Annotated in this window: 21 protein-coding genes; 11 read left to right on the top strand and 10 right to left on the bottom strand. The window is 38.3% G+C overall.

All coding sequences use genetic code 11. The features are described from left to right. Nucleotides 1–134: 134 nt before the first annotated feature. Both H6731_09665 and H6731_09660 read left to right on the top strand, forming a co-directional pair. Nucleotides 135–1,688: a peptidylprolyl isomerase gene (locus tag H6731_09665; protein USN50514.1), complete on the top strand. Its 1,554-nt coding sequence runs from the start codon at nt 135–137 to the stop codon at nt 1,686–1,688. 178 nt (nt 1,689–1,866) lie between these two features. Next, complete coding sequence (locus H6731_09660) at nt 1,867–2,883, top strand: hypothetical protein (protein ID USN50513.1); 1,017 nt, start codon at nt 1,867–1,869, stop codon at nt 2,881–2,883. Here the strand turns inward: H6731_09660 and H6731_09655 are convergent. From H6731_09655 to ilvA, 3 genes are all read right to left on the bottom strand, one after another. Then, nucleotides 2,854–4,080, bottom strand: a complete 1,227-nt coding sequence (locus H6731_09655; GenBank protein ID USN50512.1) for a rhomboid family intramembrane serine protease — start codon at nt 4,078–4,080, stop codon at nt 2,854–2,856. The two genes, H6731_09660 and H6731_09655, sit on opposite strands and share 30 nt — an antisense overlap. A gap of 81 nt (nt 4,081–4,161) precedes the next feature. Next, on the bottom strand, nt 4,162–6,060 hold the full coding sequence (locus tag H6731_09650) for a diguanylate cyclase (GenBank protein USN50511.1): 1,899 nt from the start codon (nt 6,058–6,060) through the stop codon (nt 4,162–4,164). Next, nucleotides 6,053–7,288, bottom strand: a complete 1,236-nt coding sequence (gene ilvA / locus H6731_09645; GenBank protein USN50510.1) for a threonine ammonia-lyase — start codon at nt 7,286–7,288, stop codon at nt 6,053–6,055. Before ilvA ends, H6731_09650 begins: the two co-directional genes overlap by 8 nt. A 112-nt stretch (nt 7,289–7,400) precedes the next feature. Here ilvA and H6731_09640 point away from each other — a divergent pair, with 112 nt between their 5' ends. From H6731_09640 to H6731_09625, 4 genes are read left to right on the top strand one after another with little or no spacing between them, the layout of a single operon-like run. Further along, nucleotides 7,401–7,700: a hypothetical protein gene (locus H6731_09640; GenBank protein USN50509.1), complete on the top strand. Its 300-nt coding sequence runs from the start codon at nt 7,401–7,403 to the stop codon at nt 7,698–7,700. Next, the gene (locus H6731_09635; GenBank protein USN50508.1) at nt 7,697–8,092 is read left to right on the top strand and encodes a hypothetical protein; all 396 of its coding nucleotides are present in this window, start codon (nt 7,697–7,699) and stop codon (nt 8,090–8,092) included. The genes H6731_09640 and H6731_09635 overlap by 4 nt, the downstream gene beginning before the upstream one ends. Next, nucleotides 8,077–8,484 (top strand): NADH-quinone oxidoreductase subunit C, encoded by a 408-nt coding sequence (locus tag H6731_09630; GenBank protein USN50507.1) that lies wholly within the window; start codon nt 8,077–8,079, stop codon nt 8,482–8,484. The genes H6731_09635 and H6731_09630 overlap by 16 nt, the downstream gene beginning before the upstream one ends. Nucleotides 8,485–8,508: 24 nt before the next feature. Beyond that, the gene (locus H6731_09625; protein USN50506.1) at nt 8,509–9,693 is read left to right on the top strand and encodes a hypothetical protein; all 1,185 of its coding nucleotides are present in this window, start codon (nt 8,509–8,511) and stop codon (nt 9,691–9,693) included. A 9-nt stretch (nt 9,694–9,702) separates the two neighbouring features. Here H6731_09625 and H6731_09620 read toward each other — a convergent pair whose 3' ends face one another. Continuing rightward, complete coding sequence (locus tag H6731_09620) at nt 9,703–10,539, bottom strand: hypothetical protein (protein USN50505.1); 837 nt, start codon at nt 10,537–10,539, stop codon at nt 9,703–9,705. Between the two features lie 155 nt (nt 10,540–10,694). Further along, nucleotides 10,695–11,720 carry a tRNA (adenosine(37)-N6)-threonylcarbamoyltransferase complex transferase subunit TsaD gene (tsaD, locus tag H6731_09615; GenBank protein ID USN50504.1) on the bottom strand — a complete coding sequence of 342 codons (1,026 nt, stop codon included), beginning with the start codon at nt 11,718–11,720 and terminating at the stop codon, nt 10,695–10,697. A gap of 356 nt (nt 11,721–12,076) precedes the next feature. On the opposite strand from tsaD, the gene H6731_09610 reads away from it, so the two are divergent. Genes H6731_09610 through H6731_09600 form a run of 3 tightly spaced genes read left to right on the top strand, consistent with a single transcriptional unit; the run spans nt 12,077 to nt 13,978 of the window. Next, nucleotides 12,077–12,343 carry a hypothetical protein gene (locus H6731_09610; GenBank protein ID USN50503.1) on the top strand — a complete coding sequence of 89 codons (267 nt, stop codon included), beginning with the start codon at nt 12,077–12,079 and terminating at the stop codon, nt 12,341–12,343. Between the two features lie 34 nt (nt 12,344–12,377). Then, the gene (locus H6731_09605) at nt 12,378–13,304 is read left to right on the top strand and encodes a thioredoxin domain-containing protein (GenBank protein USN50502.1); all 927 of its coding nucleotides are present in this window, start codon (nt 12,378–12,380) and stop codon (nt 13,302–13,304) included. A gap of 17 nt (nt 13,305–13,321) precedes the next feature. Continuing rightward, on the top strand, nt 13,322–13,978 hold the full coding sequence (locus tag H6731_09600) for a thiamine diphosphokinase (protein ID USN50501.1): 657 nt from the start codon (nt 13,322–13,324) through the stop codon (nt 13,976–13,978). Here H6731_09600 and H6731_09595 read toward each other — a convergent pair. Then, nucleotides 13,962–14,909: a methylmalonyl Co-A mutase-associated GTPase MeaB gene (locus H6731_09595; GenBank protein USN50500.1), complete on the bottom strand. Its 948-nt coding sequence runs from the start codon at nt 14,907–14,909 to the stop codon at nt 13,962–13,964. The genes H6731_09600 and H6731_09595 overlap by 17 nt on opposite strands. After that, nucleotides 14,909–17,047, bottom strand: a complete 2,139-nt coding sequence (scpA, locus tag H6731_09590) for a methylmalonyl-CoA mutase (protein USN50499.1) — start codon at nt 17,045–17,047, stop codon at nt 14,909–14,911. The genes H6731_09595 and scpA overlap by 1 nt, the downstream gene beginning before the upstream one ends. Nucleotides 17,048–17,301: 254 nt before the next feature. On the opposite strand from scpA, the gene H6731_09585 reads away from it, so the two are divergent. Next, a complete protein-coding gene (locus H6731_09585) occupies nt 17,302–18,027 on the top strand; it encodes a hypothetical protein (protein ID USN50498.1) in 726 nt (241 codons plus the stop codon). Here H6731_09585 and H6731_09580 read toward each other — a convergent pair. The 3 genes from H6731_09580 to H6731_09570 all read right to left on the bottom strand — a co-directional run bounded on the left by H6731_09580 (nt 18,024) and on the right by H6731_09570 (nt 19,857). Beyond that, nucleotides 18,024–18,761, bottom strand: coding sequence for a competence/damage-inducible protein A (locus H6731_09580; protein ID USN50497.1), 738 nt, complete (start codon nt 18,759–18,761; stop codon nt 18,024–18,026). The genes H6731_09585 and H6731_09580 overlap by 4 nt on opposite strands. Before the next feature lie 9 nt (nt 18,762–18,770). Continuing rightward, nucleotides 18,771–19,100, bottom strand: coding sequence for an integration host factor subunit beta (locus tag H6731_09575; protein USN50496.1), 330 nt, complete (start codon nt 19,098–19,100; stop codon nt 18,771–18,773). A 337-nt stretch (nt 19,101–19,437) separates the two neighbouring features. Next, the gene (locus tag H6731_09570) at nt 19,438–19,857 is read right to left on the bottom strand and encodes a hypothetical protein (protein USN50495.1); all 420 of its coding nucleotides are present in this window, start codon (nt 19,855–19,857) and stop codon (nt 19,438–19,440) included. 191 nt (nt 19,858–20,048) lie between these two features. On the opposite strand from H6731_09570, the gene ffh reads away from it, so the two are divergent. Next, on the top strand, nt 20,049–21,608 hold the full coding sequence (ffh, locus tag H6731_09565; GenBank protein ID USN50494.1) for a signal recognition particle protein: 1,560 nt from the start codon (nt 20,049–20,051) through the stop codon (nt 21,606–21,608). Nucleotides 21,609–21,656 lie beyond the last annotated feature (48 nt).

The raw sequence follows: 21,656 nt of genomic DNA, 5'->3' as shown, positions 1-21,656 counted from the left end.
AGTATTTTAGTTTAGCTAAAGAAATTAAGGTTGTGTTCAACAATGAGGCCTTATTTTTTATAGACTAGAAAGTTTGCTCTAACAAAAAAATTTGTGGGCTTAGTTTAAAAGCTTGTTAAAAAGGAAAGATTCTCATGCTTGATTTTATGAGGCGAAACGCCAACTCTTGGGTCATGATTTTTTTATTCGCTATCATCATATTTGTGTTTGCCATTAACTTTGGCCCATGGGCTGGAAATGTTTCTGGCGGAAAGCCTTATGCAGCAATTGTTAATAACCAAACTATATCTTTAGCGGAATTTCGTGCAGCCTATGCTAACCAGTTTGCTCGCATAAAACAATTTCGACCAGACTACAGCGAAGAGCAAGCTAATAAGGATGGGTTAAAAAAACTAATTCTCGAACAATTGATTTCTCGCGAACTACTCACGCAGCTAGGCCGTAAAAATCATCTAAGTATCGGCGCTAAAACCCTCGCCGAAGAAATTAAAGAACGTGTATTTGGCGAACAAGATTTTAACAAAGAAGACTATCAAAGACGTGTACTGAGTTTTTTCGGTACAAGCGTTTCAGACTTTGAAAAACTAGTAGAAAAAGAAACCATAGCCCAGTTTATGGCTGATTTTTTGGGTACCGCTCTTTATGTTTCTGATTCAGAAGTAAAACAATCGTTTATCGATAAAAACACCAAAGCAGTTGTAGAATTTGTCAAGATTAATCCTCAATACTACACATCGCAACGAGCTATTTCTCCTCAAGAAATTGGCAAATTTATAACAGAACACGAAGAGCAAATCTCAAACTATTACAACGAACATCTCAGTCAGTTTGTTAAAGAAGAACAGGTGAAAGCCAGCCATATTTTGATAAAAATTGCCTCCAATGCAAGTGATGAAGAAAAGTCAAAGAAAAAGGCTCAGGCTCAAGATTTGCTGGATCGTATTAAAAAAGGTGAAAATTTTGCAACCCTTGCCCAAAAAGAATCTGATGACTTGGGCACTAAGGCAAGCGGTGGAGATTTAGGATTTTTTACCGCCGGTATGATGGTCGAAGAATTTTCCAAAGCAGCGTTTGCTCTTAAGCCTAATGAAGTAAGTGATGTAGTAGAATCACCCTTTGGTTATCACATCATCAAAGTAAGCGACAAAATGGATGCTTCCACCCAAACGCTGGAAAACGCTCGTAATGAAATCGCTGAGATTTTAATCAAAGAACAAGAACAAAAAAGCAAAGCCCACCAAGCAGCTTCACAAGCTCTTGCCCAGCTGCAAAAAGGTGTACCGCTCAAAAATGTGCATATTCCAGGCTTGATCAATAAAATAAATTCAGCTGCCGCTGTGAGTGGAAATTCCCCTATCGCAGATGAAACAGCAAGTTTTAATCGCTCAGCTCGGTACATTCAAAAACTCGGCAAAGCCGATGACATAAGCGGAACCATTTTTAAATTGGACATGAAAAACCCAAGCGCTCAGGAGGTCATTGAGTCTAACGGCTTGCTTTATGCCATCAGACTCAAAAGTTTAGAGGAAGCCGATATGAGCAAATTTGATGAAGAAAAAGATGCTATCAGATCTAACCTTGCCTATCCTCGTAGACGTGAACTGGTACAACAATATTTAACTCACCTCAAAGACCAAGCAAAAATTAGCTACAATCAGGAGCTTTTCGCTCAAAGTGATTCTATGTAAACAAAGCTCCTTGCTTTTTCTTCGAATGGCCCCACCTCAAAATGGGGCTTTTTATATCTTCTTTCAGTCAGCTACAAAATTCACATAAAACACAACAGCCATATTTACAAAACTTATTTATCATATAATATTATATAATACAAATAGAAAACAAAAAATTATACCTTTGGAGACTGTCTTGATTAAAATTATTTTTTCTATTATTTATACCTTAATTTTAAGTTCATGCGGTTTAAACAACAATAATAACCATAAATTAATTAATAATGATCAACAAGAAAATAAATCATTAAAAAACAATAAGATAACCGCAATCAACAACAAAAATAATGATGATAATTACTGGTCTAAGCCAGATAATCTTGGTCCTCAAGAAAATATTGTTACTTATAATTCACAACAAAATTTAGCAAATGACCCAAGAGTAATCAAAGGTTATAATGATTATTATCCTGAAATAATGAAACGTTACGTGCTTTTTAGAGTTGAACATAATGGTTCTTGTTGGGTTTATTCAGCCTTAACTAATTTAGTTGTTAACTTAATAGATTCAGGTAAGGACAATTTCACTAAATCCATAACTACTCTTGATAATCTTGCAAAAGAAAATGCAGAAAAATATGAACATTTTGAAAAATTTTATAAAAGTGATGATTATAAAAAGGTTATAGATGCCTTTAAATGGATCAGCAAATCTATGGATTTTAAAAAATCTCTTGATTTTATAAATCATAAAGAAGTTCACAATGTTTTAAATAAAGCTATGCGTGCTTTTTTAGCTGCAAATAAAAGAAAACTCAATAAGATAGATCAAGCAAAAGAACTTGAAACAGAGGCTACTTGCTGGGGTGATATAGGTGATTTCTCATTTATTTTTAATACATTAAACATAAACTTATCAGGAATTAAATTTATCACTGAACAAGAAGCACTTCAGGATAAAAAAGTTACTTATAACCCATTAAATAACACTTATGTTTTCATAAATTCTAGCAAGTTATACAAAAATTTTTTAAATGAAAAACTCATTAAAACTACTGGTTATAATCATAAAAAAGATAATTTTAAAGAACACTTAAATATGTTTTTTGCCAAAGCAAAAGATACAGATTTACCAAAAATAATATATGTAAGATCTAACATTGCTTATATGGATGCCGCAGTTTTAAGTAGTTTTGCTAAAAGATTTCAGTGATTCAATAATTCTATGAGCCAAATTTTCAACTTGAGCTTGCTTAGTTGATGACTCAGTGATTACGGCAATTTTGATTACATAAGATTCACGAACAATTATGTAGGTAAAAACCGCTAAAGCACTTTGAGGCTCAAGCTTATAAAATAGCTCCGGGCCACTTTTAGGAGTCCGGAAATCGATGCTTCGTTTTAAGTCGCTCCCTACTTTTGCATCGCTAAGCAAATGTCTTTGTTGAGTTTGCAACCACTCACGTGCTAAACCTTGGCCAAGGCTCATATCTTTAAAAAACTGCAATTCTATTATCATTTGATCAAGGGAAATATCCCCAAAGATAAAGACTTGATGATGGTCTTTAGCTTCGCTTTTTTTTAATGTGAGCCCTAGAGGTAAACTTAAAGAAAATGGCACACCTTCTAAAGCAACCTGCTCTAAGCTTGCATCAAATTTATTAGTCCACGGTTTAAAGCTTATAATCACAAAAATAATGCTGTAGAGATAAGCTAAGGCAAGCACCAACGCTGACATACGGATAAAATATATTTTTACGCGATTTAAAAAATTATTCTTACTATTAAAAATTATCACTAAACTTAAAAGAAAACCCGCGATACCACCGCCAAAATGAGCCCACATATCTACCATAGGCAAAAATGAAACACCTAAATTTATTGCTAAGTTTATCAAGGTTATTTTTCTTAGACGTACGCGAATTAGATCAGGAATAATGGAATTTTTAAAAAAAGCTAAGCCTACACTTGCTCCAAATAATCCCCAAAGAGCTCCCGACGCCCCTACACTCACCAAGCCTTTGCCCCAAAAAAAACTTGATATTGATCCACCAATTCCTGAAGCAAAAAATATCATCAAATATTTTGCCTCACCCAATATGCGATTAAAAAACCCGCCCAGGGCAAATAAAACGTAAGTATTAAAAAATACATGCATAAAACCTGCATGCAAAAATACCGAGGACATGAGACGAACATACTGCCCTTCGGCAACCAAACTTTTTACATTCGCCCCCATTCTCACCAACACCGCAGTGTTAGTGCTACCGCCAAAGTATTCTTCTAAAAGATAGAGAGCGACAATAACCGCGGCTAGCGCCCACGTGGCCTTGATATCTTGCTTACTGTAGGAAAGCTGAAATCCAATAACTTGCCTTACTTCTTTTTCTTCTTGACTCGATAACACCACAATCCACTACTCCAAACTTTGGGCCTTTAAATAAAATACGTTTATAAATCTTTTTTTTGGATTTAAAAAACATAAAATTTGCTAACTAAAATCTCGATTTACAACAAAACGATCCCGCCCCAAGCCCTTAGCCTGATAAAGGGCCTGATCAGCAGCAGCAATAAGTTCGGTTGAAATTCCCTCACGGTCCAAAATATCTGCTTTACCAGAAATAACCGCAATTCCTATGGATATGGATAAGTGCCCCAAAGCTTGTTTATCAGCTCCTCGCAATTTTAGACCACGAACAGCATGACATAATTTTAAGGCCACCTCAGAAGCTGCTTTTTCATCTGTTTGAGGAAGAATTACACAAAACTCTTCGCCACCAAAGCGTGCCACAGTATCCACTTTACGAATACAAGACTTCAAAGCGCTCGCAATTTCTTTTAGGGCCAAATCCCCTAAAACATGACCCATACGATCATTGTAGGCTTTAAAATGATCTACATCTACCAAAAGCAAGGAAAGATCATTATTAAACCGCTGGGTTCTCGTCAACTCAAATTCTATTTGCCGCATCATCGCCCGACGATTTAATATTCCCGTCAATGGATCCGATGTGGCCAACTCCAATGTGGTTTCATAAAGCTCGGCATTGATTGTGGCAAGAGCAGTTTGCGCAGCCAAAGCGGCGATAAGATCAACATCTTCTTTATCAAAAACACTGTTTTCAGAAGACAAAAATAAAAACACTCCCGTCACCCGCCCCTTATGAATCATCGGCACAGCCATAAGTGATCCGCTATTACCAAGCTCCAAGGGTACTCCACTGCGATCGAGAGTCTGCCATAATTTTAGATTTTTTTCTTTTTCAAGATTGCCCATAATGATGGGAGCTCCTGTTTGAGCTACCATACCCACGACACCTTCCCCTATTATTACTTGGCTCGGTTGGGAAATTTTTCCTTTATTAATTCCTAAGGTGGCAGCTAGTCTTAAAAAATGCCGATCATGGTTTTTGCTTTCAAGCAAGAATAGGGCAAATTGAGGCCACGATAATTTTTCTTGTATAAGCTTAACCAAACCATCAACCACCGACTCTCTTTGCAAAGTCCCCCCAAGTCTGTGCGCCGCTTCCATAAGCAATTCTTGAGCATGAACCTTGCTATTAAGTCGTTCATTTGAACGTTCAAGCTGAAACAAAGTCTCTTCTAATTTTAAGCGCATATTTTTTTGCGCCTCTGCATCATGAAGGCTATGCTCTTTTTCCAAAGAACGCGCCTCAATCTGAGTAATCACTCCGAGGAGTTGATTAAATCCTACTATGGTATGACCTATTTCATCATTGCGATCAACTTCCGCTCGTATCAAAAATGATCCTTTTTCTGCATCCTCAATAAAATGCATTAAGCGAGCTAAACGAAAACTTACATGCCGCTCAACCAAACCCTTAACTAAAAAAGAAAGTACTAAGATAACGCCAAATAGCCCAATTCCAACCTGCACAAAAAGTCGATGGGTATCTAAAAACATTAAATCGCGATCAATAAAAACAGAAACACTGCCAATACCATTATTTAGGTTCGATAGCAGATGAGTAACACTTAAGAGATTGTCTTCCTTAGTAACCCCCGGACGAAAAGCATCAAATCTTCCAAGTTCTCGAGAGTCTGTACTGTAACGCACAACTCCCTGCGTATCATACACGTTTACAAGAGATATATGAGGTGTACGAGCGACTCTCAATAGCAGTTTTCGAGCAATATCGTTTGGTTCTTTTGGGCCCAATCTTTGATAAATTGCAGAAACTGCCTCTGCAAGAATGCGCGCTTCTATTATCGCGTCTTGTTCAACTCTTCCGTATTGAAATGGCAACAAAAGGAGCAAAACTCCCAGACATAAAATGCTTCCGGTACCGGCAACATATAATGACAGCCGCCACCCGATAGGCAAACTTTTTTTCCCAACGAAAGCTGAATTTTTATTTGCATCAGCCAACAACGCTATTCCCCATCAAAGTTTCAACTTTATAAGATTCCTGTTCGAGCATCATCAATAAATTGTGTTCATGAATTTCATCTCTAGTCTCGATAGTCACTATTACCATTACTTCATTCCATTTTAAAACCGCAAAAGAACGTTCATGCTGAATATCCACTATATTGCCGGATGCTTTCGTTATGGTTGATAACAGATGTGACAAGGAACCAGGCGTATCTTTAATGATCAAAGACAAACGGCACAAGCGACCTGAATTTATTAACTCCTGTCCCGTCAAACGCGATAGTAAACTGATATCAATATTTCCCCCAGAAACAATCACAACAATTTTTTTATCGACCAATTCGTCTTTAAAACGCTCTAACAACATACCAGCAGTTGCTGTTGCCCCAGCTCCCTCTGTGACAATTTTTTGCCGTTCCAGCAATAACATAATTGCGCGCTGTATCTGATAATCATCCACACCAACTAATTTTGGTTGCAACTCATCACAAATTTTATGAGTCAGCTCTCCTACTCTACGGACGGCAATACCATCGGCAATAGTTTTTTCTCCGGCCAATGAAAAAGGGCTCCCTTTATCTAACGCCTGAGCCATTGATTGAAAAGCCATTGCCTCAACACCTATCATCTGTACTTTTTTTATACCTGATAAATTCGCAAAATATTTAGCAATACCCGCAAATAACCCTCCCCCCCCAATGGGAGCAAACATATAGTCAGGTACACCTATCTGATTTTGTATTTCAAGGCCAATAGTGGCCTGCCCAGTGATTATTTCTACATCGTTATAAGCATGCACGTATTCAGCTTCGTGTTCTATGGCAAATTCTTTGGCACAAGAATAAGCCTCGTCGTAGTTTTGCCCAACGAGCTTTACATCTGCGCCATATCTCTGCGTTTGAAGAATTTTTGTATTAGAAGTGCCGATGGGCATAAATATGGTTGCCTTAACTCCCAGCCTTCGAGCATGAAAGGCAACTGCCTGGGCATGGTTACCAGCTGATGCGGCTACCACATGCCTTAAAGAAAGAGACTGTTTGCTCAACAAGAAGTTAAGCGCACCTCTTTCTTTAAACGATCCGGTGTGCTGCATATTCTCGAGTTTTAAATACACTTGCCCAGAAGTAAGCTTCGAAAGATAAGGGGAAAAAATACATGGGGTTATCACAATATTATCTTTTATACGTAAATGCGCATTTTCAATTTGTTTGTTGGTAAACACAAACACTCCTTCGGGATATCAAAATAAAATCTTAAGCTTGGCTATTGAAGCAACCTAAGGCTGCTATATTTATAGTGCTAAGGTTTTAAAAATAGGTTTTTAGTTGATAGCAATGGCACATAAAACATTCGTAGCATTGAGCGTTCTCTTTCTTGTTATCCTTTTTATATTTCTTTTTCGTGCTCTTTTACGTGCTAAAGACGCCATTAAAAAAACTCCCAGTCCAGCTATTTTGCCAGATGACTTTCTTTTCACCATCATGCTTTTTTTCAACCTTTGGATATCCTTATTATTCCTATTGTTGTCTATGAATCTTGAACTTGAGGACAAACAAAACATCATTATTATTTCTGCTATAGTAACTCCATTTTTATTTTGGTGGTGGAGAAAAAAATCGGAGAAAAAAATATGAAAACTCTACTTCCCACTTCATTCATTCCCCTAAATATTTATCAAATACTTGGAACAACATGTTGCACTAGGATGGCAAAAAACTTTGCTCATAAAAATTTTAGCCGTCACTACTTATGCTACGACACTGCTTCAATACTTGAAGCCAACATGCTTATCCTTTGGGGAAGTATTTCAAAAAAGTTGGCTCTCAAAATAAATGATTATCTTCCTTTATTGCCCGAAAAAAATTTTATCTTGCATATGAGTGGATGCAAAAAAAGAATAAATAATGAAATTACTTTTTCAGATTTATCTATTATTAAAACCAACAAAGTAATTCAGCAGTGTCAAATAAATAATGCAGAAATAAAAAATATTATCCTTGAGGCAAAAAAATGTTTAAGAGCTTAAAACAACTTTTAGATCAGCGTTTAGGAAGTCTCATAGTTCAAGATGACCTTGCACTCGACGAAGGTTATTACATCAAGGTGGATGCAACTCACCTTAATGCTGCAAGTTATTTTTTAAAACATGATCCTGATACTCGCTTGACGCTGCTCGATTATATTATGGTAATCAAAGTTGATACTCTTCCCTGGACTCTAGGAGTAATCGAGCCAAACTCCACACACGAAATTGTCTATCAACTTAAAAGTTTAAAGCTGCCTTATAAAATTAACATTGTTATCGAAGTGAGCAAAAATACAGGAGTTATTCCAAGCATTCAGAACTTATTTATTGGCGCGCGTTGGTTGGAGAATGATATTAGAGAAAATTATTATTTCGATATCAACGAAGACTAGCAACAATCTCTGAATGGAGAAATTATGAAGCCTTCAAATATTCCCCCTGATCCATCGCTACTTATTTCACGTTTCCAACAAAAGGAACTTTATCAATCGGCATCGAAAAGCAGCAATATTTCTCTGAGTATGAGTCAACTGCCCAATCATTACATAGCTCCATTCTTTGATCCCCTCGCTATTAAGATTGGTCTAAAACTTAAATTACTTGGAGCTAAAATTATCCACTGCCAAATTGAACGAGGCTTCTTAAGCCATGGCCTGGAAAAAATTATCGCCCAAGATGGTTATAAAGATGCCATAAATGATATTGCACGCATCAACCAACGAACACCCATATTTTATCAAATGGCACTTTTGAGCGCTTATGAGAATTTATGCGCTATTCATGTCTCACAAGAAATAAAAATGACGCGGGCTTTGGCTCTAGAAATTGCCCGTATCTATCATCACTTTTATGTATGCAAAAATGTATTTGTCAGCCTAAATGCTGACTCACTATTTGAACTTGCTCGAAACGGAAAAAATTCAATAAAAGATTTTGCAAAAATTTTTGGCAACCTCGATGAAATTGAAAAACAATCACCAAAACTTATTATTGATGAACTAATTGATATATGCGATTTTATCACGCAAATTGTCGAAGATATTAATAATAGTTTTGAACAGGAAAATATCTTAATCCCTAAGCTCAAACAAAAAGCCGTTATCAATTTAACTGCGGCAAGTTCATTAGGACTTACTGGAGCTTTTATCAGAGCAAATCGCTGTATCTATGACCTAAGACTGCAAAAACAAGCTTCCATTGATTACATAAAAATACCAAAAATAAACACTTCAGAAGGCGGTGATGCCTTTGCGCGTCTTAACCTTAGAATTCTCGATATACTTTCAAGCTCTCTGTGGCTGAAAGAAAAACTTAAACAATTTGATGAGCGAAATTATAAGTTCATTGCTTTTGATTATGAAAAAATTCCTGATGTAGAACTTGCCCAAAAAAACTTTTCCTTTGGTGAAATAGAAAGCCCAGAAGGCGATATTAAAGCGGCACTTTTCATAGATAAAGAACACTCGCTGACTTTCCACCTAAGAACACCTGCATATTTTATCGCCCAAGCCCTACCTCAACTTCTACTCCATGCAGATTTAGACGATCTCCCTGCGCTACTAGCTTCTTTAGGTATTAGCGCAGAAGAAATTGATAAATAAGCGAAAGGTTTAATTAAGGCCATTTACGACCAAACATCCTTCTCCTGTGCAAGAGCAACGGCTATCCCCCAAGGCACAAGCACCAACAACACAGTCCTTGCCCGAGCAGGAACAGGATTTTGAATTTCGATCGCAGATGACAGAACACTGCTCCCCCGAACATGAGCAAGAAGATCCCGATGCACAATTGAGCAAACATTGCTCTTTATCGCATTCACACCTTTCATTATCCTTACACAGGGCTGTGGGAATATTCAGACAATTTTTTCCCTCGCAGGTGCAGTTTGCGCCGTCTACACAAAAAACCCCGCAATTATCTCCTGTACAACTGCATTGTGCTTGCGGAGCACAGATTGTTGTACAATCCTCTGCTGAACAGTTGCAACTGCCCCCCACACCACATTCCACCGAGCACCCTGGCTCGTCACAGCTACAATTTTTTCCCGATTCACAGTTCTCATGATTAATAACCCGGCAATCTTTACTGGTACAATCACATGAGCGTGCTCCCTCGACACAGTCGATAGAACACCCTGCTCCACTACAGCTACACTCAGAGTTATCCGCACACAGAATTTTGCATCCAGCTCCGCTACACGAACATGAGCCTTCTTTCTCGCATAACAAAGAGCAACCATCCTCATCGCAAGAACAATTTTTTCCAGCCTCACAGACAGAAGTATTGCTCATTAAATTTTTCCCAATCAAAATGCCATCTTGAGTTTCCTTACAAAGGCTGGAATCTAACCCTTGGCATTCATCGCTGGCTTTTTGAGAACTTGAGCAGCTCCCCAAAAACAAGATAAAAATAATTTTGAAAGCTAAAAAAGACTTACTGTTTTTCATACTGCATCCCCACTTGCACAAACACAGTATAAATCAAACAAATCATTAAAAATAATTTATAAAAAAATAGACATCAGACAAATAATACACTCATTTTTAACAAGTATTTTTCTTAAACTAATTTTGCAAATATTTTCATCTATTTCTTTGATGGTTTATTGAACAAGTGCATCAGCTTGTTCTACTGGAAGAGTTGCCTTCACATCAGTTGCCAGTGAACTCACTCTGCCATCTTTTAACTCAATAAGCGCTGCACGGGCAATCATCACCGCATTATCAGTACAAAGCTCCTTAGGAGGAAGATAAAGTGAAATGCCTAAAGTATCACACTGGCTTTTTATGGTATGGCGTAAACCGGTATTCGCTGCTACCCCTCCACCGATCACAATATTTTTTATGTTTTTTTCTTGAGCAGCTCTTAGAGTTCGCTCGCACAGCGCCTGAGAAATTGCGCATTCTACCGAAGCACATAAATCTTTTAAACTCTGTTCATTAAAGGGATTTTGTTCCCGAATGCAACGTATTGCTTCCGTTTTAAGTCCAGAAAAAGAAAAATTAAAATGTGATTCTTTGCGCATGGCGATAGGTAATTTGAAACGGCTTGCATCACCTAAGCGTGCAAGTTCATCCATTTTTTTGCCTGCGGGATAGCCTAATCCCAATGCTCGACCGATCTTATCAAATGCTTCTCCTGCTGCATCATCTAAGGTTTCACCGATCAAGCTGATGCGATAATTTTTATCGCACTGATACAAAGCACTATGCCCCCCTGATGCAATCAGCGCAATGAAAGGAGGCTTTGGAAAATCAGGCTCGCTCAAGCCTGCAAGCACATGACCTCGAATATGATGCACCCCCACAAAAGGAATATTCAAAGACAAAGCTAAACCTTTAGCAAAATTTGCGCCTACCAATAGAGGGCCTACCAGCCCGGGAGCTATAGTCGCTGCTACCACATCAATTGCTGAAATTTCTAAGCATGCTTTTTTTAAAGCCAATTTAGTGGTGCACAAAATCTGTTCAATATGAGCCCTCGAACCAATCTCAGGCACCACACCACCATAACGAGCATATTCATGCACCTGAGTGTAGATTGCGTTGCCTAAAATCTGTCCTTGTTCATTGATCACGGCAACAGCTGTATCATCGCAGCTTGTTTCAATAGCAAGAATTTTTTTCATGTTTTTTTGCCTTAAAGACTGTTTAAAAATATTTGGCAAAGTTTTTTTACAACGTTTAGCTTAAACCTCACCTATACCATACAAGAAAAAATCGCACTTACTAGTCCCTTATTAAAATATAAATATTATTATTCAATAATAAACTAAACCCAGTAATTCCGGTCTAGATCAATTTTAAGATTCATCTCGTTTTTTTGTACATCAAATTATGTTGTATATTTCTACAGACATTGTAAGAGATACGGGTTTAAGAAAAACCTAAGCTTGTATCACCACAAAAGTTGGTTTCAGATACAAACATCCGTTCATGGTTGAGCCCAACATAGCCGCATAAAGATTTTACACGAGAGGTTTTTATGAGAAACAATATCTATAAGTTTATTATTTTCATGTTTTTTGCTTTTGTAACAGTGGCTATGCATCCTGCTGAATTCATGGAAGGAATTGAGCTTGAAGAAATTAATGAGATTGGGTCCGAAGAAAATGAAGAAAATACTCAGCAACAGCCTGCTGATATCGACTGCCTTTATCCACTAGATACTTTGAAAAAAATTTTTTCATGTTTTGTAGACTGCGTAGAGCTTTATGGTTCAGGTAACTATGCCAATTTAAATACCTATTAGTGCATATTTCCTACTTTTAAAAGGACGCATGGACATGAAACGTATAATATTGCTCATGGTACTTATTCTCGCCTCGTGCACTGATCAGGGATGCAGCTCGAAAAAAAACATACGAAAAGACGATGAATATGCAAAGGTCGGCAATAAAATTGAGCAGTTTCCGGCTCTTGATTTTTCAAAGCTTAATAATCAAGAACAACAAGATAAAATTATTGCTCTCTTCAACGACGAGATCTGCCCATGCGGATGTAGGAAAACTTTTGCTCAATGCTTAGTTATGAAAAATGCTTGCAAACCGGGTATCATGCTCGGCCAATGGGCCATTGATCAATTGTCTATGGGTCATCCTGAGCGCTATGTCATTCAAGGCTTAAACGAAGAAATCAATGCAGGCTTTCTTGCTACTCCTCGAAAAGTAAATCTTCTTGGAGCGCATCATAGGGGCAACAAAAAGGCTCCTATCACCATAGTTGAATTTACTGACTTTGAATGTCCTGCATGCAAAACAGTGTTTAAACCTTTATCAAAACTGATTGACGATGAAAAAGATAACGTGCAGCTGTACTTCATGCATTTTCCTCTCAAAAGACATGCCAATGCGCAAAAGGCAGCTGTCGCAGCTGAAGCGGCGGGACTTCAGGGAAAATTTTGGGAAATGCACGATCTGCTCCTGAGCCAAAATGGAAGTTTGAACGAAGATATCATCAAAACTTTGGCCTCAACTATTTTTAACGAAGAACAAATGCTGCAGTTTGAAAAAGATATACAACGAGAAGATTTAGCACAAAAAATTATTGCTCAACGTGACCATGCCATTAAAGATTTAAAACTTCTTGCAACCCCAGCGATTCTCTTTAACGGACGTCCTTTTCACCTGAGCCTAAAAGATGATGCGCTTAAACTACGTTTAGCAATGGAACTTGAGCGTGCCTCAATCAATTGCGAAGCACGTGGCCCATAGATAACTACAGGTATTTTATGTACCCATTTCCAAGCAAACAATTCACCTTAATTGCAGCTGATGGTCAAAAACCAAGCCCACATTTTTTTTTGAATCATCTCAAGCATGCATCTTCTTTGCTCGCTGCTGATGGAGCTGCATCATGGTGCTTTGACCATAATTTCAGTCCTGATCTTGTTATTGGTGATATGGATAGCTGCTCTCGCTTAACAATACCTTTCGTTCATGTAGAAGATCAAAATAGTAATGACCTGGAAAAAGTCTTTAAGTACTGCATGGAAAAGAATTTAAAAAATCTCTTAGTGATGGGGGCTTTTGGCTTAAGAGCAGATCATTTTCTCACCAATATTTTTGTTCTCAATAAATATTCATTGCATCTAAATATTTTTTTTATTGATGACCAACAAATGGCTTTTATCTGCCCACCCAATAAGCATCTTCTGATTTCAGGGAGTAATTTATCTTACTTTTCTTTATATCCACTTGCTCACCAAGTAGGACCGATAAATACTGAAGGAGTTTTGTATCCTTTAAAAAATGAATATCTGTCGATACATAACAGTCTGGGAACCCTCAATAAAATTTCTCACAACACTATTTCATTACGCTGCCAAAGCCAAAATTTATTGGTGTTGCTTCCATTTGATAAGGATCTTGTTATTGAATGCGATTAAAAATCTCATCAATCCAGGCGTTGAGCTCAGGAGCGAGCGCTTGTTTTTTTGTGACAATCTCTTGGATAATTCTTTGCGCTTTTTCTTGAGTAGAAGATTGCTCAAAGAGTCTTTTCATAAATTCACGTTCAAAAGCAAAACGTAAAAATGAATGCAAGCGCTTTTGCCGTTCTGAAAAAAGATAAGCACTCGCCATTTTTTGTTGATGGGTTTTAAAAAGATCAGAACAAAAATCATCTACACCAATATCTAGCATAGCACTCACTAAGTAGACCGGCGTATTGAGTGCTCCTTTAAGTTGATTGTAGGTCGCTCGAGCTAAAGACTTAAGGGCATCATCAAATTTATTGACAATAATAAAATCAGCTCGTTCAAGAATACCTTTTTTTAAGGCTTGCAGCTGATCACCTGCTCCAGGCTGCATCATCACAACAAAATGATCAGCTAGAGAATAAGCCAATGTTTCCGATTGACCAACTCCAACTGTCTCGATTATCACGGCATTAAAACCAAATGATTCAACGGCAAAAATTACATCGTGTGTTGCAACACTCACTCCTCCCAAAACTGCTCGTGATGAGGATGGGCGAATATACACACCTTCATCATCAAGCAATTGCGTCATCCTGGTTTTGTCAGCAAGAATACTTCCTCCATGTACCTCGCTCGCCGGATCAATAGGAAGAATAGCAACTTTATAATTTTGAGCACGCAACTTTTTGCCAAGCACATTGATAAGACTACTTTTCCCCACGCCTGGTGGCCCTGACAAGGCAATACGCAAACTCTTCTGAGAATTGTGCATGTTCTTTAAAAGATGAGCTGCTTTTTTACGATCACTTTCGCGATCCGATTCTATCAAGGTAATGAGCTGTGAAAGCGCTCGCCTATCACCGGACAAAAATGACTTGAGTAATTGTTCGTCTTTCATTATTTGATCCGTGCTTTTAAACATTCCAATACACGATGAGCAGCACTCAGCACGCTTGTACCCGGCCCAAAAATTTCTAAAACTCCAAGGCTTTTTAGTGTGTCATAATCCTGCGGAGGAATAACACCTCCCACCACCACTAAGATATCGTTGGCACTTCTCTTTTTAAGCTCTTTCATCAGCTCAGGCACCAAAGTAAGATGTCCTGCAGCTAAGGTGCTTACACCTATCACATGCACATCATTATCGATTGCTTGCTGGGCTATAGTTTTTGGCGTTTGAAAGAGTGGAGAAAGATCAACATCAAAACCAAGATCGGCAAAGGCACTGGCAATAACTTTTGCTCCCCTATCGTGCCCATCTTGACCCAATTTTGCTACCAACAATCGAGGCTGACGTCCCATCAGCTTAGCCAATGCTTTGGTTTCACTAAGTAACTCTTGAAGTTCATCTTCCTTATCATACATTTTTTTATAGACTCCAAAGCTCGATGACACTTTTGGCTCAAAGCGCCTAAATACTTGTTCTAAGGCCTCACTTACTTCACCAACACTCGCGCGATTGCGCATAGCATTGATACTCAGTTCCAATAAATTTTTTCCATCTTTCGCTCCCTGTGCCAAAGCTTCTAAAGCAAATTTACATTTGCTTTCATTGCGAGTGTTTTTAAGTTGAGCCAACTTTTCTTTTTGCTCTTTGATCACTTGATGGTTATCGATAGATAAAATTTCGATAGGTTCCTCTTCATCAAGTTGATATTTGTTTACTCCTACAACTACTTCTTGCTGACTATCGATCCTGGCCTGTCGTTCAAGTGCAGCTTCCTCAATCCACTGAGAAGGCAAACCTGTCTCTAAGGCTTTTGTCATTCCACCTGCCAAAGCTATCTGATCCATAATATGCCTTGCTTTTTTGGCAATCTTGGCTGTCAAATATTCTACATAATAAGAACCACCAAGCGGATCTACTACATCGCAAATACGGCTTTCATGTTGCAAAATTAATTGTGTGTTACGCGCTATACGTGAAGAGGTTGACGTTGGTAAAGAAATAGCTTCGTCATAAGAATTGGTATGCAGCGATTGGGTACCACCTAATACTGCAGCCATCGCTTCAATAGTAGTTCTCACCACATTGTTGAGAGGATCTTTGGCAGCAAGGCTCCAGCCTGATGTTTGACAGTGAGTTCTTAAAAACAAAGATTTTTCTTCTTTGGCTCCGAACTCTTTCATAGTGTGTGCCCAAATTGTACGAGCTGCTCGAAGTTTTGCCACTTCCATAAAAAAATCCATTCCGGTGGCAAAAAAGAAAGATAAACGCGAAGCAAAATTATCAATAGCAATACCACGATCAAGTGCGGCTTTTACATACTCAATCCCATCGGCAAGTGTAAGTCCAAGCTCTAGCGCTAAATCTGCTCCAGCTTCGTGAATATGATATCCACTGATACTGATGGAATTAAATTGAGGCAAATATCGAGAACTGTATTCAATTATATCGGCAACAATTCTCATTGAAGGTTTTGGCGGGTAAATAAAAGTATTGCGCACCAGAAATTCTTTTAAAATATCATTTTGAATCGTACCTGAAATTTTTTCTTTACTAACTCCGCTTTCTTCAGCAGCCACGATAAAAGCCGCAAGTACCGGAAGCACCGCCCCATTCATGGTCATAGATACACTCACTTGAGACAGATCGATGTCCTTGAATAATTCTTGCATATCGAGAACTGAATCAATAGCAACTCCTGCTTTACCAACATCAGCCACAACCAAAGGATTGTCAGAATCATATCCGCGATGAGTGGGTAAATCGAATGCTACGGACAAACCCTTTTGCCCCTTTTTTAAACATTCTTGATAAAAAACATTTGATGCCTTCGCGCTGCTGAAGCCTGCATATTGGCGAATAGTCCAGGGACGATGGGTGTACATAGTAGCGCGAATGCCACGGGTGTAGGGAAAAAAACCAGGCATAGATTCTTTCATGTCTGCTGTATCAAGTGAGCTATAGACAGGATCATGTTGATTTTTTTTGCTCTCTTTGCTTGAAAAAGAGTTGTTCTTTCCTGCACGCTCATACTCAGCTAATTTTTGCCAGCCAAGAATATCTGCAGAATTAATTTTATGCTCTTTCATTATGGCCTCGAGATTTTTTTGCATGTATAACGTGCATATTCATCTTTGCCCACTCTTTCTTAAAAGACCTAATTTTTTTTTAGACAAAAATAAGAACACTACCTTCAAGCTAATGACTATTACTGTCCTGAGCACAAAAAACAGAAAGGCTTTACAAATCCGAAAATAATGGTAGAAATTTCTATCTACTATTTTTGCCACATATTTACTTGAGATTAAACATAAAATAATATATTAAAAAACCAGGAAAACAAATGACATTAAAAAGATTATTTTTATTTTTTTTCATACTTATACAATCCTGTGAAAATGAAAAAAAGACATATTTTAAGCAAGAATTCCACCAAACACCCACTAAAAAACATGAGCATAATTTGACAAAAAATGACTCACCACCCAAACTCAACCGTAATCAAACAACTCTTCCCACACCTAAAAATCAAACAACTCCTCCCACACCTAAAAATCAAACAACTCTTCCCAATAAGCCAGTAACCCCTACTTCCACCCATTCAGATAAAAATGCTCAGGAACTTAGAAAACTTGAAAGTTATTTAAACGATCCACTAATTCAACTTATTACCGCCTCTCCACAGGAACTTGAGAACTCTGCTCAAAAGCTTAAAGCAGATGTTTCGATTAAAAAGTGGCCTGAAATTTATAAAATCAGCTGGATTCGGAATATTCAACAACACGAAAAAACATCAGCAATTATTGAAAATATTTTTAAAAATAGCAAACAACAAGGTCTTTTTGATTACGTGCGCGAGTTGAAAAAAAATAGCAATGATTTTTCAAAGATAGTCTTAGAAACCTGTGCCGGCAATAAAATTAACAGCACTTCTCTTAGCTTATGCCAAAAAGCCCTTACTACTAATATAAGATATTCTGGCGCATTAGCAGGATTCCAAGGGCATATTGTAGCGATCGGCGATTATTTATTCATTGATATTCCTGAAGATATTCGTGGAGGACATTAATAGTATAAAACGCGTCTTCCATCGAGCACAGAGAGTAAAAGATTTGCCACCGTTAAAACCTGATCTTTATTTTCTCCCTCCACGCTCACCAAAACCCTAAAATCTTTTTGTGGTGATTGAGGATAGGAGCCGATTTGAACTTCATTAAATTGATCTTGGATGGTGCTTAAGTCATGAGCGATCGTGCTTTCGCTTTTATCAGTAGCTATAAGTTCTCTAAAAAATTGCGAGCCATCAAACAAATAGGAGTTATGTTTGAGTAAGCGTTCAAATAGAAAAGGAACTCCGGGAAATATATAAACATTTCTCAACTGAATAAGTGGAAGCCATAGTGGTTCCACAAAATACACCTTACTACCTTTAGGAAAAGCCAACATTTTTCGCTGTGCATCGCTGACGACTGAGCCTCGACCAGCTTTTTCTTGCGCTAGCTGAAAATAGCGAAAAGCTTCTTGATGTTCGATAAGAGGTTTTCTAAACGCTAGCGAAATACCCTCTAAGGTACGATCGTCGTGAGTTGGTCCAACGCCCCCTGAAGTACACACATAATCGTACAGAGAGCTGAAACGTTTAACTGTATCGGCAATAGCTTCCAGCTGATCAGGAATTACTTCAATCCTTTCTACTTTGACGCCTCGCTCAAACATCACCGATGTGAACACAAAGCTATTCTCGTCTTTAATTTTTCCGCTGAGAATCTCGTCACCGATGACGATCAGTCCTGTTTTTTTCACAAGTAGATTTTACTCCTGCCAAGGAGATTTATTACCGCCATAAAGACTTTCTCTCGTTGGCTCTTCGTTAATGCGCTCTTTTAGTTCCTTACCTACAGTAAAAAAGGGCACATACTTTTGGGGCACCTGCACTTCATCACCGGTCCTGGGGTTCCGAGCAGCTCTGGACTTTCTAAGCTTAGGAACAAAAGAACCAAAACCTCTTATTTCTATTCGTTGCCCACGGGATAATGCTTCTGTCATGGTTTGTAAAATGGTATTCACCACCAGCTCCACATCGCGTCGCTGTATTTCTGGTGTTTGTAGGGCGATATCATCAATTAATTCACTTTTGGTCACTCGTATACCCACTGCACCCTAGGGGTGGAAAAAATCTATTTTTTTGCTTTCATCAATGCACCATTGATTAAGCCAACAACATTTATTTATCCTAGCGACACTTGTTACAAAAGGCGAATTTATAGTTTTAAAGGGCTTTAGTATGAGCTATTCGATTGTTTTTTGGGCATATTTAAATAATATTTTTTTACCCACTAAACATAAGCAATGCTCGGCTCGCTGCAAAAAAAATTCACCCAGAGTGATTGTTCAATATCAAGGGACAAAAACTGTTTTGCCCCCTTCAAAAAAGAGCGTACTAAAAATATTTATTTCAAATTGAATAAGCAGCAAACACTTAACGCAGATCTACTTTATATTCCTGTTGATTTTCAGGGTTCCATGAATCTGTCACCTTTGCCGAAAATTGATTATCTTTCAGAATAATAATGACGTGGGATCCATAATTTATGCTTCGGAAATTGAGTTCTGCCTCCTTGGAATTATATTTTACTTGGCAATACAGTCGAGTATCGGGGCTTGGATAACCCATGCCATCGGCATAGCTGTAATCAAGGTAACGAACTTTTTCTTGATTGCTTGCTAGTTTATAGGAAAATAATCTATCTTCTTGGTTTTGTTCGTAGGCCCAACAGCTTATTCCTGCATCACCAAACGAACTTTCGTTTTTAATTTCCCATCTACTGTTAAGATAATGTCCGTGGGCTTGAACAAAAAAACAAAACAGCGCAGATGAGAGAAGTAATAATTTTTTCATGGCCTATCCTCTTGTAATTCGGGGATTTGGCTCAACAACAGATAAAAAAAAATTAACATTTCAAGCAACACAAAATTATGACTAGAAAAACTCAAAAACCTGGCGTTTATAAACACCCGCTTGAACAAGCCTTCAGATTAGACTAGCCTTCGGCCCGTATATTTTACCTTTTCGCGCGGGAGCCTTCGTGCATGCTTGAGACAATTTCCAAAGGTTTTAGTGCCGCTAAAAATCTGCTTAAAAAAGAAAGCGTATTAAATGAAAACAATATTGCCAGCGCTTTGAAAGAAGTGCGTCTTTCCTTGCTCGAAGCTGATGTTGAGTATGGAGTAGTCAAGACTTTTATTAGCCGCGTTAAGGAACGCAGCCTTGGCGCGACAATCAAAACTTCTATAACGGATAAGAAAGGGCGCACCCATAAACTTTCTCCCAGTGAGCATTTTATTGGCATTTGCTATGAAGAGCTCGAAGCTCTCATGGGGCCTGAATGTGAAGAGGTTGAATTTTTCAAGCCCATTACCTCATTTATGATGGTTGGTTTGCAAGGGAGTGGAAAAACTACAACCAGCGCTAAACTTGCACGCTATCTAAAAGAAGATAAAAATAAAAAACCTCTTTTGGTTGCAGCAGATATTTATCGGCCTGGAGCAGCTCATCAGTTGGAAATTTTAGGTGAACGCCTCAAGATCCCTGTGTTTCACATTGAAAACGCAAGCGCTCAAGAGATCTGCAAACAAGGTTTTCAAAAAGCCAAAGAGCTCAAATGCGATGTAGTCATTTTCGATACAGCGGGCCGTCTCGCTATTGATGAAAAACTCATGGCCGAACTGGATGATATAAAAGATATGATCAACCCTCAACATATCTTTTTGGTTGTTGATGCGATGATCGGTCAAGATGCTGTTACCACTGCCTCACAGTTTAACAATCGCTTGGATATAAGTGGCTTTATTCTGACCAAATTGGATGGTGACGCTCGTGGTGGCGCTGCCATATCTATCAAAGAAATCACCAAAAAGCCTATTAAATTCCTCGGCATGGGAGAAGATCTCAACAGTCTAGAGCCTTTCCGGCCGCAAGGCTTAGCGAGCCGAATCCTTGGAATGGGCGACGTAGTCTCGCTAGTCAAAGATTTTGAAAAACATGTGGATGAAAAAGAAGCTGAAGCCGATGTTAAACGTCTTATGCGTGGCTCATTTTCATTCAATGATTTTATTAAACAGCTCAAGATGATTAGAAAACTAGGTTCATTTCAATCGATCCTTGAGCGTCTGCCTGGTATGCAAGATATGCTTGGTGGTCAAGCCAAAGTTGATGAGCGCGAGTTCAATAAATTTGAAGCGATGATTTCCTCAATGACTGAGCAAGAAAGAAATTTCCCTGAATTGCTGGCTAAGGTAAAGCGTCGCAGGGAACGTGTAGCCAAAGGTAGTGGTCATAAGCTTTCTGAGCTCGAGGCTCTTATTGAGCGTTTCATGATGATGAGACAGATGATGCAATCATTGGGTAAAAATCCCAACGCAATGGCTCAAATGCCTATGTTCAAAAATATGAACCGCATGTCGCAGATTGCTCAAAATTATGGGCAACCGGCAGGAAGCAACCCTCTAGATATGTTTGGACCAAACATGATGGGCGGCCAAGCTCGACCACCTGCACCACAGTTTGTTGCACCCAAAGTATCGAGCAAACAAAAGAAAGATAAACGAAAGCAACAAAAACAAGCTAGAAAGAAAAATAAGAAACGCTAGCAATTTTAGTGTGTTTCATTAATTTCTAAAAAATTGGCTCACTCAAAA

It is taken from the genome of Myxococcales bacterium, from assembly GCA_023898405.1.
Lineage (GTDB): Bacteria > Myxococcota > UBA727 > UBA727 > JABDBI01.
The sequence above is the reverse complement of the archived record's forward strand: the minus strand, read 5'-3'. Positions and strand labels throughout refer to the sequence as shown.

Bases quoted from the DNA above. Each gene is read 5' to 3' on its own strand.
- H6731_09585 (USN50498.1), top strand. From the start codon at position 17,302: ATGACATTAAAAAGATTATTTTTATTTTTTTTCATACTTATACAATCC.
- H6731_09610 (USN50503.1), top strand. From the start codon at position 12,077: ATGAGAAACAATATCTATAAGTTTATTATTTTCATGTTTTTTGCTTTT.
- H6731_09620 (USN50505.1), bottom strand. From the start codon at position 10,539: ATGAAAAACAGTAAGTCTTTTTTAGCTTTCAAAATTATTTTTATCTTG.
- H6731_09595 (USN50500.1), bottom strand. From the start codon at position 14,909: ATGAAAGACGAACAATTACTCAAGTCATTTTTGTCCGGTGATAGGCGA.
- H6731_09600 (USN50501.1), top strand. From the start codon at position 13,322: ATGTACCCATTTCCAAGCAAACAATTCACCTTAATTGCAGCTGATGGT.
- scpA (USN50499.1), bottom strand. From the start codon at position 17,047: ATGAAAGAGCATAAAATTAATTCTGCAGATATTCTTGGCTGGCAAAAA.
- tsaD (USN50504.1), bottom strand. From the start codon at position 11,720: ATGAAAAAAATTCTTGCTATTGAAACAAGCTGCGATGATACAGCTGTT.
- H6731_09665 (USN50514.1), top strand. From the start codon at position 135: ATGCTTGATTTTATGAGGCGAAACGCCAACTCTTGGGTCATGATTTTT.
- H6731_09605 (USN50502.1), top strand. From the start codon at position 12,378: ATGAAACGTATAATATTGCTCATGGTACTTATTCTCGCCTCGTGCACT.
- H6731_09570 (USN50495.1), bottom strand. From the start codon at position 19,857: ATGAAAAAATTATTACTTCTCTCATCTGCGCTGTTTTGTTTTTTTGTT.
- ffh (USN50494.1), top strand. From the start codon at position 20,049: ATGCTTGAGACAATTTCCAAAGGTTTTAGTGCCGCTAAAAATCTGCTT.
- H6731_09625 (USN50506.1), top strand. From the start codon at position 8,509: ATGAAGCCTTCAAATATTCCCCCTGATCCATCGCTACTTATTTCACGT.
- H6731_09635 (USN50508.1), top strand. From the start codon at position 7,697: ATGAAAACTCTACTTCCCACTTCATTCATTCCCCTAAATATTTATCAA.
- H6731_09630 (USN50507.1), top strand. From the start codon at position 8,077: ATGTTTAAGAGCTTAAAACAACTTTTAGATCAGCGTTTAGGAAGTCTC.
- H6731_09640 (USN50509.1), top strand. From the start codon at position 7,401: ATGGCACATAAAACATTCGTAGCATTGAGCGTTCTCTTTCTTGTTATC.